Consider the following 21332-nt stretch of genomic DNA (forward strand, 5'->3'; position numbering starts at 1 on the left):
GCTATTACGTAGTGACCTTGTGACGTGTCACATGAGAGGCTGGGGCATCATCGAATGACACGGAGGATGGATGTGAATGATTCAGTGTCGGCTGTGAGCGTTACGACGTAGGAGCCAGAGCCCAGCGGAAGACCGTTTTCATCCAAGACACTGAGATCGTAGTTCCACTGGCCGGCGTCAATTGCACCAAGGTGGAGTCTGAGAAGCACCTTGCCCATCATGTCGGTCACTGTCACGATCACGTTCGCGTGGGCAAGGTCGAAATAGGCACCTAACCGTGTTAGGGCGGAGGCAGGGTTTGGCCAGATTCCTAGCGGCACTGGCGCAACAGGACCATCGTTGGCAACAACGCCAGTTGTTCCGCCACCGTCATCGCTCGGACCTTGCTCATACGTTGTATAGGGCGTGATCAATCCAAACACGGATCCAAGTCGAATGATCTCGTCACGGTACTCGCGCCACAAGGCCGATGATGCTGCAACGCGACTCATCAATTCGATCAAGGCATTGATGCGCAGACGCGCCCATATCTTCGGGACGAAGGGGGCAGTGGTATCATCAGCAACGAGGTTCACAACGAAGGTGTTGGTCAGCTGCCCCTTCACGTTCGATCCGGAAAGGGTGACCGTTACCGGCCCTGGCTGACGGTATCTACCGGCCACCACGAGCTGCTCTCCGGCATAGATGTCTGGAATCGATACCGGTGCAAAGTCATACATCACGTCCGGTGCAAAGGTGAGTTGCGGGTTCTTTACGATCGGGTCCTTGATGCGCTCATACAGTGCGCCGATGCGTGCAGTTACCGAACCAGGGTTTCGGATCACTTCCATCTCCCCACGGTGCTCGCTTGCAAGCCGACGCAGGTCTGTCTCATTCACCCCGGCACCAACACCGAATACAAAGATCCGAGTGCCGAATGTATTGCGAGCCCGAAGTAGCTGGAAGTCAATGGCGGAGATTCCATCTGTAAGGAATACAATGACATTCACGTTTGCAGAATCTTGATACGTCCCGAATGTTGTTGCAAGCGCCTTCGTGATCTCCGTACCGCCACGAGAGCTGAGCCATCGTATGCGGTCCACACACTCCTTGATCGTTTGAGGCGTGGCAAGTCGGGGCTTGGAGTAGAGTGGCGTGATGATGTCGTCGAAATCGACAACATTGACCTCATCAAAGGGGCTCACTCGTTCCAAACAATAGATCGCAGCCTGCTTTGCTTGCTCCATCTGAGTAGTACCCATGGAGCCGCTTCTATCGATAACAAAGGTGAACCGCTTTGGAAGGATGTTGTTTGTCCCCTGAAGATTCGGAACGGCAAGCAACAACGCATAACCATCACTCCCCTCGGGCTTGGCACTCATCATGGTAACAGCGAGTGAATCAACAGCCTGATCGTAGGAGACGAGGATGTCCTTGCTCGTGCTCGTCATACCGTTCGCCGTTCTCAGCGTGGTGTCCGTTCTCTCTCGTTCAACCACGGCAGGGCCGATCGCAACATCAGTCATTGGCCGAGATGTTTGTACATCAAGGGTCCATACAATGTTGTTGATCCCCATCGAACGAAGTGTGTTGAGTGGGTACAGATACGTGACCCGACCTTGTGAATATGGCAGCAACTCCACAGCCGTTAACTCAAAGGTGATCTCGTTCACGTTTCGAAGGGTATCCCGAAGCGGAAAGACAAAACCCGAGACGCCAACAGCATCAAGGAACCGCGAGGTGGGTGAACTTCCCCCGCCTCCAACGGGGTTCGTGATGGCCGTATCACTCGTTCTCATGACAGCAGAGCGCCAGGTGGTTCCGATCCGGTAGCGAATTCCTGTTACCGTTAACGAAGGGGGCACAGGAAAACCGTAGCGCAGGTTCGTGGTCATCGTGTCTGTCAGCTCGAAGGTCTGAGTGGTAACGGTGATCGCTACTTGCTCACGTATTCGCGTATCAACGCGCGTTTCCTTGGCAGAGATCAAGTTGGAACCTTTGCTGGTGCGTGCCTCAACAAGTCCATTGCCAAACACAACGATGGGAGTGGTGAAACTCAAGAGGATCAGCGCAAGAATGATGGTCTTCATAGGTATGGTCTTTCAGTTCTTGTTTGAAGATCATTGGATGATGAATAATGACGATGTAGTACGATCGCCAACGTTGACCACTACGCTGTAGGCTCCGCGAGTGATATGCTGTCCGGCCGTGTCCATACAATTCCAGTCGAGATCAAGGGAGCCGTTGCACCAGCCATCATACAGTGTTGCAACAACGCGACCGAGATGATCGATGATCTTCACCGACACCTGCTGATCGATCTGGTGTGCAGGGATCCGCACGGAGAGATGGGCCACATCAGTCACGGGATTTGGTGATACGGACACTTGTACGATCTCGATCGGACGCTCATCGCCAGGCACACCCGTTGGATCGTCACGAGGATCGTCCGGATCGGCATACATGGCGGTGTACTTCGTGAGGATGTTGAACCGGATCGACAGGTCGATAACGGCATCCACCAATTCCTTACGCTCGCCAATGCGCTGGATCTCTTCCAAGAGAGCGTTGACCTTTGCACGTGCCCACAATCTCGCCACTGCACGATTGTTCGTTACCGGATCTCCGAACAGGACATCCTTGGTGAGTGTGAAAGGGGCGTTGAGCAGTGTACCGTTGAGCGTGACCGGATAGACACCACCTGTTACGTACCGACCATGCTGGGAGACTCGTCCGCCAACGGGTACGTTTGGAAGAACGGCTGGGAGTACGTCGATGGTCTGTAGTGAACCATAGGACAGCACCAGATCGGTCAGATTCGGCATCGAGATCCTGCGCAGGTGATTCTCGACGATCACAGAGATGCTATCATCGCGCTCTACCTGCGTTACAAAGCCCCCTGTTGATTTTGCCATGGCGTTGAGGAGAGAGAGCTTCAGGTCGCTGCCTACGGCGATCGGATAGATGCGCACGTTCTGTGTATTCCATCGTTTGATGGAGTCGAGGATCACGATCTCACGAACTTCTCCCCATGATGGCTCTCCATCGGTCAGAAACACCGCCACCTGCGCGGTGTTTGGCGCATAGGTGTGGGTTAGACCTGCATGGATCGCATCGGCAATGTTCGTCAATCCGAGTGCAGTTCGTGTTCGGACAAAGTCTCGTGCTGCTGCGATGTTCTCCGGAGAGGCATCAACGATGTCACTCTTGAAGCTTACTACGCCGGTGCTGAAGGTTACGATGTTGAACTTGTCCGCAGGTGTCAATTGGTCGAGGAAGGAACTCAGGGCAGCTCGAAGTTGGACGATGCGCTCCCCTTCCATGCTTGACGAAACATCAGCGATGAAGACGATCGATCTCGGCAATGGCTTGCTGTCTTCATCAGGCGGCAATACCCACGACATAAAGAACGGATCTGTGCCAAAGGAATCCGACGGAACGGGCACGTAGGTCAAGGTTGCCATCTCGATGGATTCGCGATTTGCTTGTAACTGCACCACATAATTACGTGTTGGCATGTAGTTCTCATCGCCGAAGGCCACGAGTGTTTGATTCGGTGTAACGTAGGTCATCGAATTGGCCGGCGTGGATCCGTAGTGTGGCACAACGATACTCTTCCACGTATTCTGCGTCTTGGCATCGATCTTGAGAGAGATCCGTTCAAGGGGCTTTGGGGAGAGTCCCGTTGCCTTCAAGAGGTGGGTGTAGGTACCAGTGCTCAGCTCATAGGGCATGATCTCTGTGTACGTGATCTCAAAACGCACATCGGAATTGGGATTGATCGGAGCGATGTTGAGTTTGTAGACATTGTCTCCTAACTCCTGCAACAGCGCCGGATCGAGGCGTACTCGGATCTTTGCGTCATAGGCCGCCTGAGCTTCCTTCTTTTCGCGGACGTTGGCACGGTACCTCTTGCCATTGAACCAATAGAAGAGATCGGTCACCATCGCTCCATCAGGGAGTGGAAAGATGAACGTGGCCTCTACCGTGGATCCCATTTCGTTCTTGAATGTCTGATCAACGTGCGTCGTAGCCACGTGGTCTTGGATGGTCACCACGGCGTCATAGGTCCGAATGGACATCAGAGCGAAGTTCTGCGATGAATTCAGCGGCCTCACAAAGAGAGCCCCAACGGACCACGCAGAGGTGGCGGAGCAAAGGATGGCCAAAATGAGGACAGTGATACGGCTTTTCATGATAGACTCCCTTGAACAATGGTTGGGCGTGATCTTCTGAATGCAACCTATTGGGAGGGGAGGTGGGATGCACCTTGACAAAACCTTAATTGAATAGCGAATAGCGAATAGCGAATAGCGAATAGCGAATAGCGAATAGCGAATAGCGAACAGAGAACAGCGAACGTCATGCCGAGCGGAGTCGAGGCAGCGAACAGAGAACGATCGATTGTAGCTTTGTGGTACGATGGATACTGAGACACTACGGCGTGAGTTGGCGCAGACACGTAGTCCCGAGCGGAAGTTCGAGATCTACATGCAGGCGTGCCGAGACATCCAATACGATCGTCCGAGTGAGGCGTTGGTGTTTGCACGGCAGGCGCGTGTCATAGCCAAGAAGATGAAGGATGCGGCGAAGGATCTGCATGGACTGCGGATGATCGGGATCTGTCACTTTGCCGCGAATGACTTTGCGGGGGCGCATACAGCGTTCAGCGAGGCGCTCACGAAGTATCGCAAGCGTAAGGATGCATCCGGTGAGTCGCGTGCGCTGCAGAATGTAGGGCTGGCGCTGCGCGGCCTGGGTCGCAACGAGGAAGCGCTGCAGGCATATCGAGCCAGCGAGCAGATCCTTCGGAAGATCGGCGATGAAGAGATCCTTGTGAAGATCCTGAACAACATCGGATCGGTATGTGTTGCGCTCAGTCACCCTGCTGATGCACTCGAAGCTTTTGGGGAGTGCCTAGTTCTGGCCGAGCGACGTGGAGATCTTGTCTTGGTAGCCCGGTTGATGGGCAACATTGCAGATGTCTACATGTTCGTTGGCGACCCGGAGATCTCGCTTGCTTGGTCGCGCAGAGCTCTGGAACAACATCGAAAGAACAACGACGCAATGGGTGTTGGCATCACGCTGGCGAATATGGGTAGGGTGTTGCAATCACAGGGAGATTTCACGGGCGCTCTTGCGGTCTCTACCGAGTCGCTCACCGTGATGTCATCACTGAAAGACTCCTCAGGCATGGCTCGCTCAATGGTAGCCCTCAGCGAACTGTACATGGAGAAACGTCAGTTCGAGCAAGCGGCCACCTTCGCTGAAGAAGCACTAGCCATCTTCACAGAGACACACGACGTTGATCGATCGCTCCGCTGCCTGCTCATTCTCTCTCGTATCGCGCTGCAACGAAAGAAGTTTGACGAAGTAAAAAAGATCCTTGCCAGAGCCCGGCAGCGAGCAAAAGAAACCGACAACCATCCCCTTCACATCGATATCGAACTTGTTGCCTCCGCTGTTGCCAAGGGGCTAAAGGATCTAGCCGCATCGCGTAAACATCTGAATGCTGCGATGAAGATCGCCGTCCTCAATGAGGTATCTGCGAGTCAGGCCGATATCGCCGAAGCGCTGGCACACCTTGCGGAAGCCACCGGTGATCCTGCGTCGGCCTTGAAGTACGAGCGCCAGCGCGCTGCTGCGCAGCGCGTAGCCGACGATCAGTTGCGCGCGCGGCATGGCCAAGCCCTGCAGCTCCGGCTCGACGTGGAACGTGCCCAACGCTCGCGCGAAGCCACCCAGCACCAGAACGAGCGCCTTGCCTTTGCCCTCGAAAGCAAGGAACGCGAACTGAACACCTCTGCCATCGCCATCGCCCAGAAGAACGAGCTTCTCACCGCCATCGGTGCTGATCTTCAGGCAACGATCGATGCCCCCTCATCGGATCGGGGTCAGCTCCTACGTTCATTGCTGCATCGTGTTGAAGGCCACCGCCGCACCGGCGAAGACTGGAAGAACTTCACCGAACAGCTCAAAGACGTCCACGATCACTTCTTCAAGATGCTCGCCGAACGCTGCCCCGATCTCAGCTCCTCCGAGATCAAGATGGCCAGCCTCCTCAAACTGAACCTCTCCTCAAAGGAGATCGCCGAGATCCTGTCCCTTACCCTCCAAACGGTAGAGGTCTACCGTCACCGCCTCCGTAAGAAACTGGATATCCCCTCCTCCATGTCCCTTACGACATTCTTCCAATCCCTCGATTGAGTACGCTGTTCGCTGTTCGTTTCCATGCTGCGCCTTCGCGGGTGCAGCGTTGGCACACTTCACGATCACTGTCTTGTTTGCGGTAGAATACTCTTTAGATCCGGCAACCTGCCCCGAGGAGCGCGCAGACGTAGTAGAGCTCCGGAGGATCCTCACATCGCGCCGCTGGAGGTTGGTCACACCACGGGATGATATCAAACCTCACTTCTACACGTTTCAAAATGACGGGCTGCTTGTTGTGGTCGAGCAGCGCACACCGACCTTTGCATATCCAACTAATACGACGTATGGAATTGTCGAATCCGGATCGTCGATCGTGACGATTGTTGGCGTGCCACCGGAGATCACATATCAGGATGCGTTGGTGACATCATATAGCGCAGATACTATCGTGTTTCATCCTTCGAAGATGCTAGTGAGGTCGTCGCCATAGCACCTACCAACGTTTCATAGTGGTCCCCATGGTAATTGCCGACTTTGGCAAGAAGATACTTGAGATCTATTGCTTAACAACCGATGCCGAAACAATTCCATCCGTTGTATGAACGATCAATGTATAGTGTCCATTTGGCAAAGCGCCAATGTTCACTACCGCACGTTCCTGTTGTAAAGCAACAACACAATTCATTTGCCTGAGCAAAGCATCATATACATCCACAGACGTGATAGTTCTTCCGTCAATGCTAGCTGAAACTGAAACACTTCCTGGGTTGGGGTAAACCACAACCTTCATTACAATTGGTTCCTTTATTCCACTCACACCACTTGACTTGTCCAGCTTTCCTCGGAAGATGTATTCGTTGTCTCCACAAACACGAATTGTTTCAGTGTCGATCCACTGGGCGCCGTATAAATTCCAGATTCTATCAATTGGAGGGCTATCAACTCTCCACGATGAGCCATTGTCTGTCGAATAGTGAACCATTGCAGTTTGACCAGCTGCTAGAATGCACCCAGGAGATTTTACGTCAAAGTCGAATGGATCAATCTTCGCATCAGAATTGAATTGACCGGTTTTGGTCCATTGACTCCCCCAATCATCGGTAGTCCAGATGTTCAGCTCACCTCCTACACCGGTTTGGAACGAAGTCTCGAATGCAATGATCCGACCTTCGCTCGCTTGTACAAGCCTTCGCACGTTGGATGCGGCAAATGGAGCAGGCAACACAGTCCACGATGTACCGGCATCAATTGAGAGACACAAGCTGTTCCCAACTGCTAACATCTTATCAGATGACGCCACGAGAGATGTCACATATGCTAGCTCGCTGCATACAATCTTGAAGGTAGAGTTACTCAACAAGTCAAACCGATATGCAGCCTCCCCGCCTGTTAAAAACACCTGACCACTCCAACTCCTTGATATCCATTGCAGCCTTGCATCCCAAGTAGGCGCAAGAAGAGTGCTCCAGTTGCTACCTCCATCCGTTGATGAGAATATCTGGTGCCGATAGCTCGCTCGAGAAACATTTCCTTCCGTGATCACTTTGAAACTGTCTGCAACGACAATGATGGTGTCCGACAAAGCAAATATATCCGTTGCACTAGTTCCGCGCCCTAAGTCCAGTGGAAGTCTATTCGTTACGACTCTAGAAGAATCAGTGAATTCAAGCACGCGTGCACCACTTGAATTCTGCAGGCAGAGGTAACGGCTGTCACCACCTGTCGCACTGCGGAAGGATAAGATGCTAGGCTGTATGTTGCCAGTTCCAAATCCTTTTCTAGCAAATGACTTGCCCGGAAGGGTATCTGTGCTGCCCAACCTGTAAGTGCCAACACCACCTACGATTGCGAATTGATTTGATCGTATGCCAATTGCCCAATTTGCATCGCTGTCATTGATATCAACCGTTTCCCACGTCTTGCCGGAATCCGTGGAGAACATATGAGTGGCTCCAATATTGAATCCAACTGCAATCAACGTGTCACCCATAGCGAAAGCATCATTGATTTTGATATACGGATTCACTTCGATAACTATCTCACTTGTGTCTCCTCCAGTCATGGCCATTGTAAGATTTTGCTCGCGAACAATCACTACTTGACTTCTGTAGGAGCGAATTCTGAGCACAGGCATTGAACTAGAGAGCCGTGCATTCCGAATCCAGTTTTTGCCACCATCTACTGTCGTGAGCACATCTCCATTTGTTGATCCTGCAATTGCATCATCCTGCGAGGTCCAAACAACACTTGTGAATTCTCCTGCGGCAGACTTTGTTAGAGTTTCGTCAATACTATTGGCGTGGTACAAGCCGTCCGCTGCTGATAAGAGCACTGAGTTGTCGTTATCATTGATAGCAATCTCAGTGACGTGCGAGACGCTTATGGGCCGCCTCTTCCATGTTGTACCGCCATCAGATGATGTTAACAAAAAGGGATCGTCTCCGACGGCCACCAAAAGTCCAGATTTCGATTCAAATACTGAACGGAGAGATCCAGAATTTCTATGCCCATAAACCGCAAGTAGCCCCGTTAGCGAGCTTCCCACTTTTACCACGGCATTGTCTCCAACAGCAACAATTCGATTCGAAGCTGTTATAACAACACTGAGCAGTTGATCATGGTCGAGATCGAGATACTCCTTTTCCCACTTAACATCTTGTGCCCATCCAAATGAAGATGAAGCAGAAAGTAATACAACGATCAGGAGCGTTCTCGCCTGACTACTTACGGTCCAGAGCATTTGCAACCTACTTGATATTGGTTACTATGAAGGTACGAGAGAACTTCTCTGTCCTCAATGCAACAAAGTAGACTCCCGACTGAATCAAATCGTGTCGAAAGATCGAGGCTTCATTCAAGCCTGATTCGTGAATTGTACGGCCCGCGACATCGCAGATCGTTACAACCCCAGAGATTAGGTCATTGCATGTAAGTACTAGAGCGTTGTCAATAACAGCAATTGTTACTGGCTGCACTTCTTTTGATTCTTGGAGTTTTTGAATGCTCCATGAATTCCCGCCATCAATGGTAACGTGCCTGCGTCCGAGTCTGTCAATGTAGAAGCCATGACGATTAGGACTTGCGATAGTGCTCCAAGTCTTTCCACCATCTATCGTAAGAATGGTGTTTCCATCTCTAAGAATCGACCGTCCCGTTTGACCGGAAGACATAAGAGATGATGCAACGAGGAGTATGGATGCGATAATGAGTGTACGCATTGTGATTTACTCTCTTTCTTAGCGCCCACCTGCATTGCAAGCAGGGAAGCAATATGATGGCGTTCCTGTCGGGCAGGGTTGTGGAGCATTACCTTGGAAAGTGACCGTCCTGACGCCATTGCCATCTAAGCACACCTCAAATCGTTCTAGGCAACAAGTTGCGCTGCCACATGGTGCAAGGTGGGTCTCTGGGTCACTAAGCTCGGGAACACCAGGGATAACATCAACGGCCCAACAACTCCCCTTGGAAATTCTCCAGTTATCTTCACAAGTACCATTTGCACTTGGTGGATAGCCCATGGGATTAGCCAATAGCAATGCCAAAGCTGTCTGATGAATAAACACAGTCCAGTCTGGAATGACTCCGGCACAGTTGACACCCGTGGCAACGATTTTTTCGATGTAGACATCATAGTAGGTGCTACAGGCAAATCTCGTACGATAGTAGACAATAACTGAACACCCGTTGACCGTCAATGTTGTATTTGACACTGGATTTGACCAGTTATCAGATGTACAATCAGGTTTACAAGGTGCACCTTGTGTGACTACTTCAGGAGTGGCCATCAAGATGAACATCGCGACAAAGGCGAATATGGCAGCTAGCCTTTTCATAAATAAATCCCCTTCAAAAAGTGTGTTAAGAGCCAACGAAGCACATTGCCGTGACTCTCGGAAATGATCTCGGACTGGTCCCTGCGCCCTCCTAATCGCAGTATTTATATATGAAGTAGAGGCAGTCAATTCGATCGATATTCTCAACGGACAATGAATGGATCAATTGGTTACGTATTTCTTCGTAGATAATTCCAAAAATTAAGAGTTTATACGCCCGTGCAAAAGAGCCGAACTTCTAGAGATTTTACCCCATAGCCTATCTAGCTAGCTTTCGTTTGATTGAGTTGACCGCGTAGCGCAACCCCAAGCCAAGAATCTTTTCAGTCAGTTTGGCACCATCCTCTAGGACGTCCAACAGGTCTAAATTCAATTGTGACCCGTTTGGATGCTTTGTTTGGAAACCCCTAGTGTGATCAGAGGCAGCTTCAGAGCGTGATATCTGGATAGTAGTAGATTCCGATATAGGTGCAGGCGATCTCTCGCTGGTATCGTCACTGATCTGAACTAGGCAGGCTCTGAATTGGGTATTGATTTCGCGCATTACCATCGGTGATTCAACAGATGAATTCAGGTCTGGGTGCCACATTCTTGGCATGTGCTTTATATCGCTTCTTAGCCGCAGCAACTGTTTTTACCCCTTTGAAGTAGTCTTCCATATAGACCCTACCTACCATGGAAGTCTACCGTCACCGCCTCCGTAAGAAACTGGATATCCCCTCCTCCATGTCCCTTACGACATTCTTCCAATCCCTCGATTGAGTTCTCTATTCGCTATGCTCTGCCTCGACCCTCCCTTCGGCAGGGCATGCTCCGCTCGGCATGACGTTCGCTGTTCTCTGTTCTCTGTTCGCTATTCGCTATTCGCTATTCAATTAAGGTTTTGTCAAGGTCAAACATATCTGCACCTTGCAGACCTTCGTAGCGGAACACACATTGCAAGCCGCTCACTGAACATCGGGAATCCATATGTATCGCCCCCTACTCCTTGGTCTGATCACTATCCTGCTGTCGGTCTCAGCTACTGCCCAGCAGCCGCTCGACGCACGGTCACTGCCTTCGCCGAGTAAACAGTTCTCTCGCACAATTTCCGATCCTACTGGGATCGTTCCCGGACCTGGCGGAGTTGGGCTTACGTGGGACTTCCGGAATCTTCGTCTGGGCGCGCAGCAGATCCAGTCGTATCTGTCCTTGCAAGAGCTGCCGCCGGCCGTGCGCGACTCATTCCCGTCGGCCCAGGTAGGCATCCGCATCGATACAACACTGTCGCTTTATGCAACGGTAGGCAAGTATTTCCGCCTGATCGGCGTAGTGACCCCAAACACACAACTCACGGTCACCACAGACCCATATGATACCCGCCCTACAGAGATCGTCTACTCTGGCAGACTCATCGATGCCCACAAGGCAGTGATCCGCGTAGGGGGCGGTTCTGGACCAACGATCAACAGATTTGGTCAGACCGCTGTTGAATACGATGGATTCGGAACGTTGATCCTGCCAAAGGCTACGTATTCGAATGTGGCTCGGATCACAACAACGGGCACTACAATGGACACGCTGGTGGTTGGAGCGGTCACGACGGTAGTTCGGAGGGCAACACGACGCACCACGTATCAGGTCTTCAACAGCGACACGTCGCTACTTGAGATCGAAGAATCCACCACTTCCACCTCGCGTAATGGCCAGCAAGTTGGACAGCCAGTAACACAGAGGTCAGTGATCTACTACGGATGGGAATCCACAACCGGCGTTGATGAAGACGGATCGAAGAACCTCGTTGTCTCACCCAATCCATCGAACGGTTCTGTTGTGAACATCAATGGGTTCGATGGAGAAGTTGCTTCGATCGGTGTCTTTGATATCACAGGATCCCGCATCGATGGAGCATCTTGGTCGCGTTATGGCTCAGGCCTGAGAATCTCACTGCCGAACCTCGGCACCGGATCCTACGTGGTCACTCTCGAACGAGGTGATGGTTCGGTTCGTGTAATGCCGATAACAGTTCTGAGGTAAGGGGCTTACCAGACCACTTGGAAGCCAACACCGATGTAGGAGTCTGCCGTATCGAAGAACATGCCGTGCATGCTTCTGCCGTTGTATCCATAGGCGGAAAGCAGGAGCCCCCTGCCATTCCAAATATCAGCGAATACACCGAGCTGTGCGGCTTGCGCTGTGACATACGTGCCGTTGATACCGATCAACTTCCAATCATAGCCACCACGCAGCTGTAGTGTTTCGGTGATCGGAACACGAATGTCAAAACCCGCTTGCGGAATGATCGGGTCAGATGAACGGGGCTGACGTGCCCAGACGAAGGTTGCGCCGGCATAGGGACGGACGTATCCGATGGTCCACCCCACGAGCAGTTCTGCGAACTCCCGTGAATAGACAAAGGGTTTGCGACCAACGAATGTTCCGCTCGTATCGGCCATACCGTCAACGAGGTGACTCGATATATGCGCTATTCGCAATCGCAGGTGAAGGGGGCTTTGTGGTGCCTGCCACGAGCCATTGATGCCGAAGTAATAGTCACTTGTCTCCACGGGGAACTTGAAGTTTCCGTCGCTGCGCAGACGAGTATAGGTCATGAAGTCCGCACCCATGCGCATCCATCCGCTTGTACTGTCGCGGAAGATCTCAGCAATATCTACCGACGCTCCTATATCCAATCGCAAACGTTTCACTGCGGGCTGAATGATCAGTCCGATACGTGCTTCAAGCGGGTTAGCTATCGGCGCCGGAAAGGGAGTGTCATCAGCAGCCTGCAGCGAATGTGCGGTTGCCAGCATCACCCCTGCGGTGAGAATGAAATGTTTCACGACCGTGTGGTCGATCCTCGATACACTCCGCGCTTTGAGGAGCGAATGAAGGTGATGCAGTCCGCAACGGCTGGATCGATCTCAGGCGTGGTGTCTTCGTAGTGCTGTATTCCGTCCGATGTATTGAGCCCCGAACGAAGGATCACGTTGTAGAAGGTATCGATCTTCTCGATCACCTCATTCGAGAATCCTCTGCGGCGGAGTCCAACAGCATTAACGCCCTGGACAACAAGCGGTTCACGTCCGGTGAGCGTGAACGGCGGCACATCCTTTACAACACGTGAACACGCACCAACCATCGTATGAGCACCGATACGGCAGAACTGATGAACTCCGGTAACGCCGCCGATGATGGCCCAATCCCCTACTTCTACATGACCGCCGAGTTGTACTGTGTTGGCCATGATCACATTGTTGCCAACCACACAGTCATGGGCAACATGTGTGTATGCCATAAGAAGGCAATCGGAGCCAACAACAGCCTTTCCGCTGGAGGCTGTTCCGCGGTTAACGGTAGCACACTCACGGATGACCGTGCGATCTCCGATGATCGCAAGAGTTGGTTCATTTCTGTACTTCAGATCCTGCGGTGCTGTGGAAATAACGGCACCCGGATGGATGCGCACGTCTTTCCCGATACGAGCTCCATTGGCGATGGTCACATGTCCCATGAGGACAGTGCCTTCACCGATCTCCACATCATCTTCAACGATGCAGAATGGACCGATCTCTACGTTCTGTGCTATCTGTGCTTTTGGAGAAACAACCGCAGTAGCATGGATCATGAGGCAACTCCTCTGTCAACAACAGCTGCCGAAAGTTCTGCTTCTGCTGCGAGCTTTCCATCCACAAAGGCCTTGCCAACGAGATGGCAGATATTGAATCTGAACCGTGTCATCTCCAACTCCATCACCAATTGGTCACCAGGGGTGACCTCTTTGCGGAACTTCACATTGTTCATGCCGGTAAAGAGCACGAGCTTCTTCTCCGGATCCACACCCTTGGACATCAGCAGCAGGCATCCCGTTTGCGCCATTGCTTCGAGGATGAGCACGCCCGGAAAGATCGGTCGATCAGGAAAGTGTCCCGTGAACTGAGGCTCATTGAACGTGATGTTCTTCACACCAACGATCCTGTTGTTGTCTGGATCATAATCTGTGATCCGGTCCACCATAAGGAACGGATACCGGTGCGGAAGCATCTTAAGGATGGCATTGATATCGAAGACCACACCTTCGGTGGGCGACTTCTGGTAGCGGCGAACGCTCTGTTGTTTTTCGTATTGACGTCTGACCTTACGTGCGAATTCGATGTTCGAAGCATGACCGGGACGTGCCGCGAGGACCTGGGCGCGGAGTCGCGCACCGATCAATGCAAAATCACCGATCATATCCAGGAGTTTATGTCGAGCCGGTTCATTCTTGAATCGTAAAGCATTGTTATTCAAGATCCCGTTCGTGCCCATCACGGCATTGCCTTCTACACCCATACGTTTGAGCGTAGCGCGGAGCTCCTCATCGGACATCTCTTTATCAACGATAACAATAGCGTTGTTGAGATTGCCCCCTTGAATAAGACCCTGTGAATACAAGGCTTCAACTTCATGAAGGAAGCAGAACGTGCGGGCCGGTGCGAACTCCGTAACGAATTCTGTGTCGAGGTCGAAGAGACCCGTGTGCTGACTTCCCAACGCAGGGTTCTTGTAATCGACCATCACGGTCACACGATACTTGTCGTTCGGAAGCGCTACGATCTCCGTTCCTCGCGCTTCATCGAGATACCGAATAGGTGCTTCAACCACAAGTTCTTGACGATCATGTGCTTGATCGATCAATCCAACCTGTTGGATCATCTCAACGTATGGCAAAGATGAGCCGTCGCCTACCGGTGGTTCATTGTTGGAGAGTTCGATGAGGCAATTGTCAACGCCCATCCCAACCATTGCCGCAAGTACATGTTCAACGGTGTGAATACGTGCTTCACCAACGGCGATGGTCGTACCGCGTGCTATGTCTACTACGTTGTCCACCAAGGCCGGAACCTCAGGTGAACCGGGCAGGTCGGTCCGAATAAAACGATATCCGGTGTTTTCGGCTGCCGGACGAAAGGTCATGGATGTGAGATTGCCGGTGTGCAATCCAACACCATCCATGGTCACAGCATCCTTGAGTGTTTTCTGTTTACTTGTCATGGTTTGTTTGTTGTATGCAGTTCTTCGATCTCACGTTTGAGTTCCTGCAGTTCCTGCATTGCGGCAGGCAATCTGCGAAGAGCTGCCTCTATGCGTAAGGCTGTGAGGTGTTCCTTTATCGGCGATCCGAAGTAGATACCTGGTTGTGGTACGTTCTTGCCAACACCACTTTGAGCATAGATGATCACATCGTCGGCAGTGGTGATATGACCAACCACTCCTACTTGCCCAGCAAGCCTGTTGCGCTTCCCTAGCACGGTACTTCCCGAAACGCCTGTTTGCGCAGCGATCGCCGTGTGAGCGCCAATGCGCACACCATGAGCGATATGCACGAGGTTGTCGAGCTTCACTCCATTTTCGATCACTGTTTCACCAACGGCAGCACGGTCAATCGTTGTATTTGCACCGATCTCCACATCATCGCAGATTCGAACGGTTCCTACCTGCGGGATCTTTGCAAACGACTTGTCCGGATCCTCAAGAAATCCGAAACCGTCGGACCCGATAACTGCTCCGGCATGAATGATGCATCGTTCGCCGATGATCGTGCCAGAATAACACGCTACGTTCGCATGGAGCACGGTGTCGGCACCGACGGTTGAATTGGGATAGATGACCACGTTTGCTGTGAGCTGCACGCGCGGACCGATCCTGCAAGCGGACCCAATAACACAGCCTGGACCGATCGATGCTGTTGGATCGATCTCTGCTGTTGGATCGATCGTAGCTGTTTGTGCACGCACACCGGGCGGCATCTGCTGTGCAGGGTAGAATACCTGCATCACGCCAACAAAGGCCCTGTACGGATCATCTACAACGATGCGCGTAGCCGAGGTCTCCGCGTCACGATGGTCGTTGCGGACCAAGACACACGATGCCTTGGTGGTAGGAAGGAACTTTGCGTAGGTATCACTGGCGAGGAAGGTGATCTCACCGTGTTGCGCGTCTTCGATTCTACCAACTCCGTGTATCGAACATGCACCATTATCAACAATAACGCCACCAACACGTTGTGCGAGTTCATCAACGGTGTATGATCGAAGCTGACTCACCGCGGCACGTCTTCTTTCTTTGTAGTGTCGGCCGGCAATGGCGGCGGGATCGGCATGCTTCGAGCCGGACCGCCCCCCGGTACTTCCCCGTTCGGCGGAAGTCCGTTCGGCATCAATCCATCCGGCATCACTACCGGAGATCGCGGATTGGTTGAGTCTACAACAACAGCAGTTGGTGTAACCACCGTTGAGTCCGTTGTTTTTGTTCTGGACTTCCGTTTCCGTGGCTCTTCTACACGCTTGTTCCGCGGATCGGCGTCAACAACGGCTTTTTGTTTGCGTTCGAGTTCATCGGCATCGATGCCCAATTCCTTCATCACCTTCACAGTGATATCATATTTGGCATTGACGTAGACAAGGGGCTGAACACTCTTGTCCCAGACGATGTCATACCCTTCCGTTGCAGAGACCTTTTGAACAGCAAGATAGATCTTGTTCCAGACAGCCTTGAACAGTACCTCGGCTTGTTGGTCATGTTCTCCGCCCGGTTCAAACTTCATACGCGCGAATTGATCGCGGTCGCGCCGTTTTTCTTCGACTTCTTTTTCCTTGGTCTGGCGTTCTTGATCGCTCCAGATCAGACGATTCTTTCGGATCTCAAGATCGAGCTCATCGATATCGCGCTGACGTTGCGCGAGCTCTGTTTTCCATTCTTCAACGTAGGAGTTGAGTCGTTCTTCGGCTTGTTTGTTGGGCTCGTACTGAGCACGGATCGCATCGGTGGATACGTATCCGATCTTCTGTGCCTGCACGCCGGAGGCGAGCAAGAACAGCCCGATGGTGATGGATGATATGATCCACTTTGACATTGTTGTTTTCCCAGTGTACAAGAGCGGATCAACGCTCATAGGCCTTGTTTCCTGATCACACCAAGTTTGCCGTGCACGATCTCCACTTCGAGACCACGCTCCTGCATGAATTCTTTATACGCCTGATCAGCCCCATCCCATTGCATGCTTGTTGCATCGCAATCATCAAGGACCATGATGCCTCCCGGACTCAGCATTTCGTATAACTCCGGCAGACCCTTCTTCATCGGACGGTAGAGATCCACATCGAAAAGAACAAAGGAGATGGGGCCTAGGGTTCTGAGATCGAACTTGTTCACGTCTGCCTGTGTAGACGTTACACGAGTGATCCCGTTATCCTGCATGATCTTATCATACCAGCTCTTCTTGATCCCGCGGAATCCCGTGAACAGGTCCTTTGTCTTCCCTCGGTTTTCAACCTCAAACTGAATGTCATCGGCAACGAATCCATTGAACGTATCCACAGATCGGTATGGCTTCTCAATGCCACGTGCATCCATGTACTTGTTGAGGTAGACCGTTGTGGCGCCCATGAAACACCCAACTTCGGCGATCGATCCCGGTACGTTCCGTGTTTCCTCAATGCATGCACAGAGGAAACCCAACTGCGGTGGGTTGAAGTAATACGCATACTTCGGAAAGAAGTAGCGCCTCAACGGCGAGTTGAATTGGATCGAACGGATGATATTCGCGAGTCGGGCATTCATCAATTATTACCGCGCTTCATCTTGTCGAGAACCTTGTACGTGATGTCTGCCTTATCCTCATGATAGAGAACAAGACCGGCCACTTTATCGAGAACGAGGTTGATCTTTTCTTCCTTGGCAACGGCTGCGATGGCATCGTTGACCTTTACTCGGATCGGCTGGAGAAGTGACTCTCGCATACGAGCGATCTCACCGGTGTTGCCGAGCTTCTCTTCTTGGTATTGCAGGAATCGTGTACGCAGCGCGTTGAGTGATTCTTCTTCCTTGCGCTTGCCGTCGGCCGTCATCATTGCTTCTTGCTTGCGGTAATTCTCAATGCGCGATTCGAATTCTTTCTGCATCATTTGCAGCGTGTCGCGAACCTTGAGGCCCGTCTCTTCGATCGTCTTGCTTGCGGCGAGTGCCTCCGGAAGTTCCTTGAGGATCACTTCGGCATTGACCACACCGATCTTGAAGGTTTGCGCCGAGACAACTGTGCCGACGAGGAGAGTCACAACTAGCAGTGCGCTAAGGCGTTGCAGCATACGGATATCCAATCATGAAAACTGTTCAAAAAGTCGTTTATCGGCCGAACTGGAAGTGGAATCGCCAGCCCGACGGTTGGCCCGTAAAGGCATCGGCGTCAAAGCCGTAGCCTACGTCGAATCCTAACAGACCGATAGGTTGGAGGAGGAGTCGCATACCAAAACCAGCCGCACGATTCAACCCGAATGGGTCTGCTGTTCGGAGGTTCGCCCATACGTTTCCTGCCTCTGCAAAACTAAGCAAATAGATCGGGAAGGGATTGAGGGCAAGTGCGAACCGAAGTTCGGCTACGAACCGGGCTTGAACACGACCACCAAGGTTCTGACCATTCGCAGCTAGTGGTCCAATGGAGTTGTCGCGGTAACCGCGCAGCGGTGTGATCGCAAAGCCCCCTAGACCATTACCACCCATGTAGAAGAGTTCTTGCGGTGGGATGGTTGTGTCGTTCTGGAATCCGTCCACAAAACCAAGCTCTGTTCCGAGGAACATCACGAGACGCGGATAACCATTGATCGACAGAAGCGGATTGACCATGTCAAAGGTGAACCCAACCTTGCCGAAGTCTGTGCTTCCAAGACCAAAGGCACCGGTGGCTGCACGGAGGGAGAGGGCGAATCGTGAGCCCGATGTTGGAAAGACGATGTTGTCGTAACTCGTGCGCGAGATCACTTGAGACAATGTGAGTGCAGTGTTGATCCCGGCACGTGAGAACACAGATGCCGTGTTGGACTCAATACGTTCGAACGACGCACTCCAGTCGCCGCGGAAATAATCATCCGGCCAGCGGAACCTGCGGCCCACATTCACGGCACCACCGGTACGACGAACAGAGATATTGAAGTTCTGCTTGGTGTCGTAGAGGTTGAAACCGATGGATGTTGGTTCGCCGAATAACCATGGTTCGGTGAAGGAGATCTGGAAGGTCTGCAGACGGGATGCTTGACCGAATTCCCATTGGAAGGACATTACCTGTCCGGCACCACCGCGGAATGGTTCGCTGATATCGAAGTTGTTGAGCGTAACACCCACCGAGCCCGTCAAGCCGAACGCGCCCGCAAAACCGACGGAGGCGTTGAAGGTGTCGGTGGAACGTTCTTCGACCTTCATCTGGACGTCGACCTTTGTCTTGTCCACGGGAATGATATCCGGTTTCAGTGTTTCCGGATTGAAGAAGTTGAGCACGCCCAGACCGCGGATACTGCGGATGATTGCAGAGCGGTTGAAGTAATCGCCCGGACGGAAGTAGAGTTCGCGGCGGATGACACGGTCGCGGGTCTTTGTATTACCAACGATCTCCACACGACGGATGGTGAACTGTTCACCTTCTACGACGCGGATCACGATATCAACGCTGTCTTCGCCAACACGCTGGAAATCGGGTTCCAGACGAGCGCCCAGATAGCCGTTGTCGGCGTAGAGTGAGGTTACGTCTGATTGATCTTGATTCACAAACAGATTGTCGTTGAAGGTCTTCTGATTGTAGATCATACCAACATCCATACGGAGTCTGCCTAACAAGGCTTGTTCGTTATAGATGGTATTTCCCGTGAACGAGACCTTGCGAACGTAGACCGGTTTGCCTTCCTTGATCCTGACCTGGATGGTAACCGTGAGCTTTTCTTCGTCATAGATGATCGAATCGCCAAGGATCTCGGCGTCCAACAACCCTTGTTCCAGGAACCACTCTTGTAGGCGTTTTTTGTCTTCGTTGTATTTCTCAATATCGAACTTCGATGAGGCCCAGATCTCATACCAGTCTGTGGTCTGCGTTTCATCGAAGGCTGATGCTAACTGCTCGTCTGTGAAGATCGTGTTTCCGATGAATTCGATCTGAGCTACCTTGAATTCAGCCCCTTCGGTGATCGCGATCTCCATGTCGTAGTAGTTCAACGAATCGCTTGACGTAAGCGTGGTTTGAACCTTTGCAAAGAGAAGCCCTTCCTTGGTGTAGAGCTTCTTCACGGCCTGGCGAACCAAATACTCGTCGTAGGCAGAGATGATGTCTCCGTTGCGTCTATCGGCCGCCTTCAGGATTTCGTCGGTAGAGAGTTCATCATTCCCGATCACCTTGATCGAGCGGAGTCGGGGCATCTGCGTCACCTTGATCACCAGGAAGACCCCAAGTGCCGTCTCGCGTTCTTTCTCGATGCGCACGTCCTTGAACGTCCGGCGATTCCAAAGATTCCGCACAGCCATCACCAATTCATCCGGACGTGCTTCTTGTCCCACACGGAGTCCGGAATAGGCGATCACCGTCTGCATGTCCGCACCTTCCGTAAGGCCGTCCACCGTGATACCAGCAATGATCGGATACCGTGGCTGCGGTGGTTGTTGGGCAACCAGCATCACGGATGACATGATCAGAGCAATAAGTGCTGCCAGCCCCCTACTTGAGCGCATTCAGGATCCGTTCCAGGGTTGACATTGAAGTGGCTGACTCATCGGATCTCAGCTGGGCCGAGATCTTGCCGAACCGACGTTCGCGCATGACGTAGTCTGTGAGTGCACGGTAGAGGTCCGGACTGCGGAAATCGGGCCACAGACCTTCCGTAACGTAAAGCTCGGCATAGGCAGCTTCCCACAACAGGAAGTTGCTCAGACGGATCTCCCCGCTCGTGCGAATGATGAGGTCCGGGTCCGGCATGAAGGACGTTTGCAGGTAGTTCGAGATCGTTTCTTCGGTGAGGTCTTCGGGCGACACCTTACCGCGCCGCACATCCAGGGCCAAAACCTGCATGGCGCGGAGAATGTCCCAACGCGCTCCATAACTCAGGGCCAAGGTTAGCGTCAGCCCGTCATTATCCGCCGTTCGGTCGATAGACTCCGTAAGGATCTTCTGGACCGATTTCGGCAGGGCATTCGTATTTCCGATCGTCCGGATCCGCACCCCGTTGGCATGAAGTTCATCCACTTCCTTGCGGAGGTAGGATTCGAGCAGCGACATAAGGAAACGAACCTCTGGTAGGGGGCGTTTCCAGTTCTCGATCGAGAAGGCGTAAAGCGTCAGGTACTTGATACCCAGCTGGGAGGACGTCTTAACGGCCGAACGCACGCTTTCCATGCCCTCGCGGTGCCCATCGATACGCGGACGCCCCCGCTCCTGAGCCCACCGGCCGTTCCCATCCATAATGATGGCAACATGGCGCGGCATTCTGCCCGTGTCGCGAAGCATCTGCTGTACGTGTCTATTTTCCGACGTGGCCAATTCCTCGGTCCAGGTCACTCTTCCTCCAAAGCTAAACGAAGCCGCAAAGATAGGAACTT

General features: G+C 52.4%; 16 protein-coding genes. 3 read left to right on the top strand and 13 right to left on the bottom strand.

All coding sequences use genetic code 11. The annotated features are described in order from the left end of the window. Nucleotides 1–47: 47 nt before the first annotated feature. Together IPI29_03870 and IPI29_03875 are read right to left on the bottom strand one after the other, a co-directional pair. Entirely contained in the window at nucleotides 48–2069 is a 2022-nt protein-coding gene (locus IPI29_03870) for a VWA domain-containing protein (GenBank protein MBK7411674.1), read from the bottom strand. A gap of 30 nt (nucleotides 2070–2099) precedes the next feature. Next, nucleotides 2100–4175: a VWA domain-containing protein gene (locus IPI29_03875; GenBank protein MBK7411675.1), complete on the bottom strand. Its 2076-nt coding sequence runs from the start codon at nucleotides 4173–4175 to the stop codon at nucleotides 2100–2102. A gap of 226 nt (nucleotides 4176–4401) precedes the next feature. Between IPI29_03875 and IPI29_03880 the strand changes: the two genes are divergently transcribed. Together IPI29_03880 and IPI29_03885 are read left to right on the top strand one after the other, a co-directional pair. Further along, on the top strand, nucleotides 4402–6186 hold the full coding sequence (locus IPI29_03880; GenBank protein MBK7411676.1) for a tetratricopeptide repeat protein: 1785 nt from the start codon (nucleotides 4402–4404) through the stop codon (nucleotides 6184–6186). Between the two features lie 49 nt (nucleotides 6187–6235). Continuing rightward, nucleotides 6236–6619: a hypothetical protein gene (locus tag IPI29_03885; GenBank protein ID MBK7411677.1), complete on the top strand. Its 384-nt coding sequence runs from the start codon at nucleotides 6236–6238 to the stop codon at nucleotides 6617–6619. A 66-nt stretch (nucleotides 6620–6685) separates the two neighbouring features. Here IPI29_03885 and IPI29_03890 read toward each other — a convergent pair whose 3' ends face one another. After that, entirely contained in the window at nucleotides 6686–8869 is a 2184-nt protein-coding gene (locus tag IPI29_03890) for a hypothetical protein (protein ID MBK7411678.1), read from the bottom strand. A gap of 7 nt (nucleotides 8870–8876) precedes the next feature. Continuing rightward, complete coding sequence (locus IPI29_03895) at nucleotides 8877–9347, bottom strand: hypothetical protein (GenBank protein MBK7411679.1); 471 nt, start codon at nucleotides 9345–9347, stop codon at nucleotides 8877–8879. A gap of 1584 nt (nucleotides 9348–10931) precedes the next feature. On the opposite strand from IPI29_03895, the gene IPI29_03900 reads away from it, so the two are divergent. After that, complete coding sequence (locus IPI29_03900) at nucleotides 10932–11978, top strand: T9SS type A sorting domain-containing protein (GenBank protein MBK7411680.1); 1047 nt, start codon at nucleotides 10932–10934, stop codon at nucleotides 11976–11978. Between the two features lie 5 nt (nucleotides 11979–11983). Here the strand turns inward: IPI29_03900 and IPI29_03905 are convergent, their stop codons facing one another. From IPI29_03905 to IPI29_03945, 9 genes are read right to left on the bottom strand one after another with little or no spacing between them, the layout of a single operon-like run. Further along, entirely contained in the window at nucleotides 11984–12784 is an 801-nt protein-coding gene (locus IPI29_03905; protein ID MBK7411681.1) for a DUF1207 domain-containing protein, read from the bottom strand. Continuing rightward, a complete protein-coding gene (gene lpxA, locus IPI29_03910) occupies nucleotides 12781–13569 on the bottom strand; it encodes an acyl-ACP--UDP-N-acetylglucosamine O-acyltransferase (protein MBK7411682.1) in 789 nt (262 codons plus the stop codon). Before lpxA ends, IPI29_03905 begins: the two co-directional genes overlap by 4 nt. Next, nucleotides 13566–14975 (bottom strand): bifunctional UDP-3-O-[3-hydroxymyristoyl] N-acetylglucosamine deacetylase/3-hydroxyacyl-ACP dehydratase, encoded by a 1410-nt coding sequence (locus IPI29_03915; GenBank protein MBK7411683.1) that lies wholly within the window; start codon nucleotides 14973–14975, stop codon nucleotides 13566–13568. Before IPI29_03915 ends, lpxA begins: the two co-directional genes overlap by 4 nt. Then, nucleotides 14972–16027, bottom strand: coding sequence for a UDP-3-O-(3-hydroxymyristoyl)glucosamine N-acyltransferase (gene lpxD / locus IPI29_03920; GenBank protein ID MBK7411684.1), 1056 nt, complete (start codon nucleotides 16025–16027; stop codon nucleotides 14972–14974). The genes IPI29_03915 and lpxD overlap by 4 nt, the downstream gene beginning before the upstream one ends. Beyond that, a complete protein-coding gene (locus tag IPI29_03925) occupies nucleotides 16024–16836 on the bottom strand; it encodes an OmpH family outer membrane protein (protein ID MBK7411685.1) in 813 nt (270 codons plus the stop codon). Before IPI29_03925 ends, lpxD begins: the two co-directional genes overlap by 4 nt. Nucleotides 16837–16871: 35 nt before the next feature. Continuing rightward, the gene (locus IPI29_03930) at nucleotides 16872–17543 is read right to left on the bottom strand and encodes a class I SAM-dependent methyltransferase (GenBank protein MBK7411686.1); all 672 of its coding nucleotides are present in this window, start codon (nucleotides 17541–17543) and stop codon (nucleotides 16872–16874) included. Then, complete coding sequence (locus tag IPI29_03935) at nucleotides 17543–18067, bottom strand: OmpH family outer membrane protein (GenBank protein MBK7411687.1); 525 nt, start codon at nucleotides 18065–18067, stop codon at nucleotides 17543–17545. Before IPI29_03935 ends, IPI29_03930 begins: the two co-directional genes overlap by 1 nt. Before the next feature lie 37 nt (nucleotides 18068–18104). After that, nucleotides 18105–20468, bottom strand: coding sequence for an outer membrane protein assembly factor BamA (gene bamA / locus IPI29_03940; GenBank protein MBK7411688.1), 2364 nt, complete (start codon nucleotides 20466–20468; stop codon nucleotides 18105–18107). Then, nucleotides 20455–21240 carry an isoprenyl transferase gene (locus IPI29_03945; GenBank protein MBK7411689.1) on the bottom strand — a complete coding sequence of 262 codons (786 nt, stop codon included), beginning with the start codon at nucleotides 21238–21240 and terminating at the stop codon, nucleotides 20455–20457. Before IPI29_03945 ends, bamA begins: the two co-directional genes overlap by 14 nt. Nucleotides 21241–21332 lie beyond the last annotated feature (92 nt).

This window comes from Ignavibacteria bacterium (assembly GCA_016707005.1).
Classification (GTDB): Bacteria; Bacteroidota; Ignavibacteria; order Kapaibacteriales; family Kapaibacteriaceae; genus UBA10438.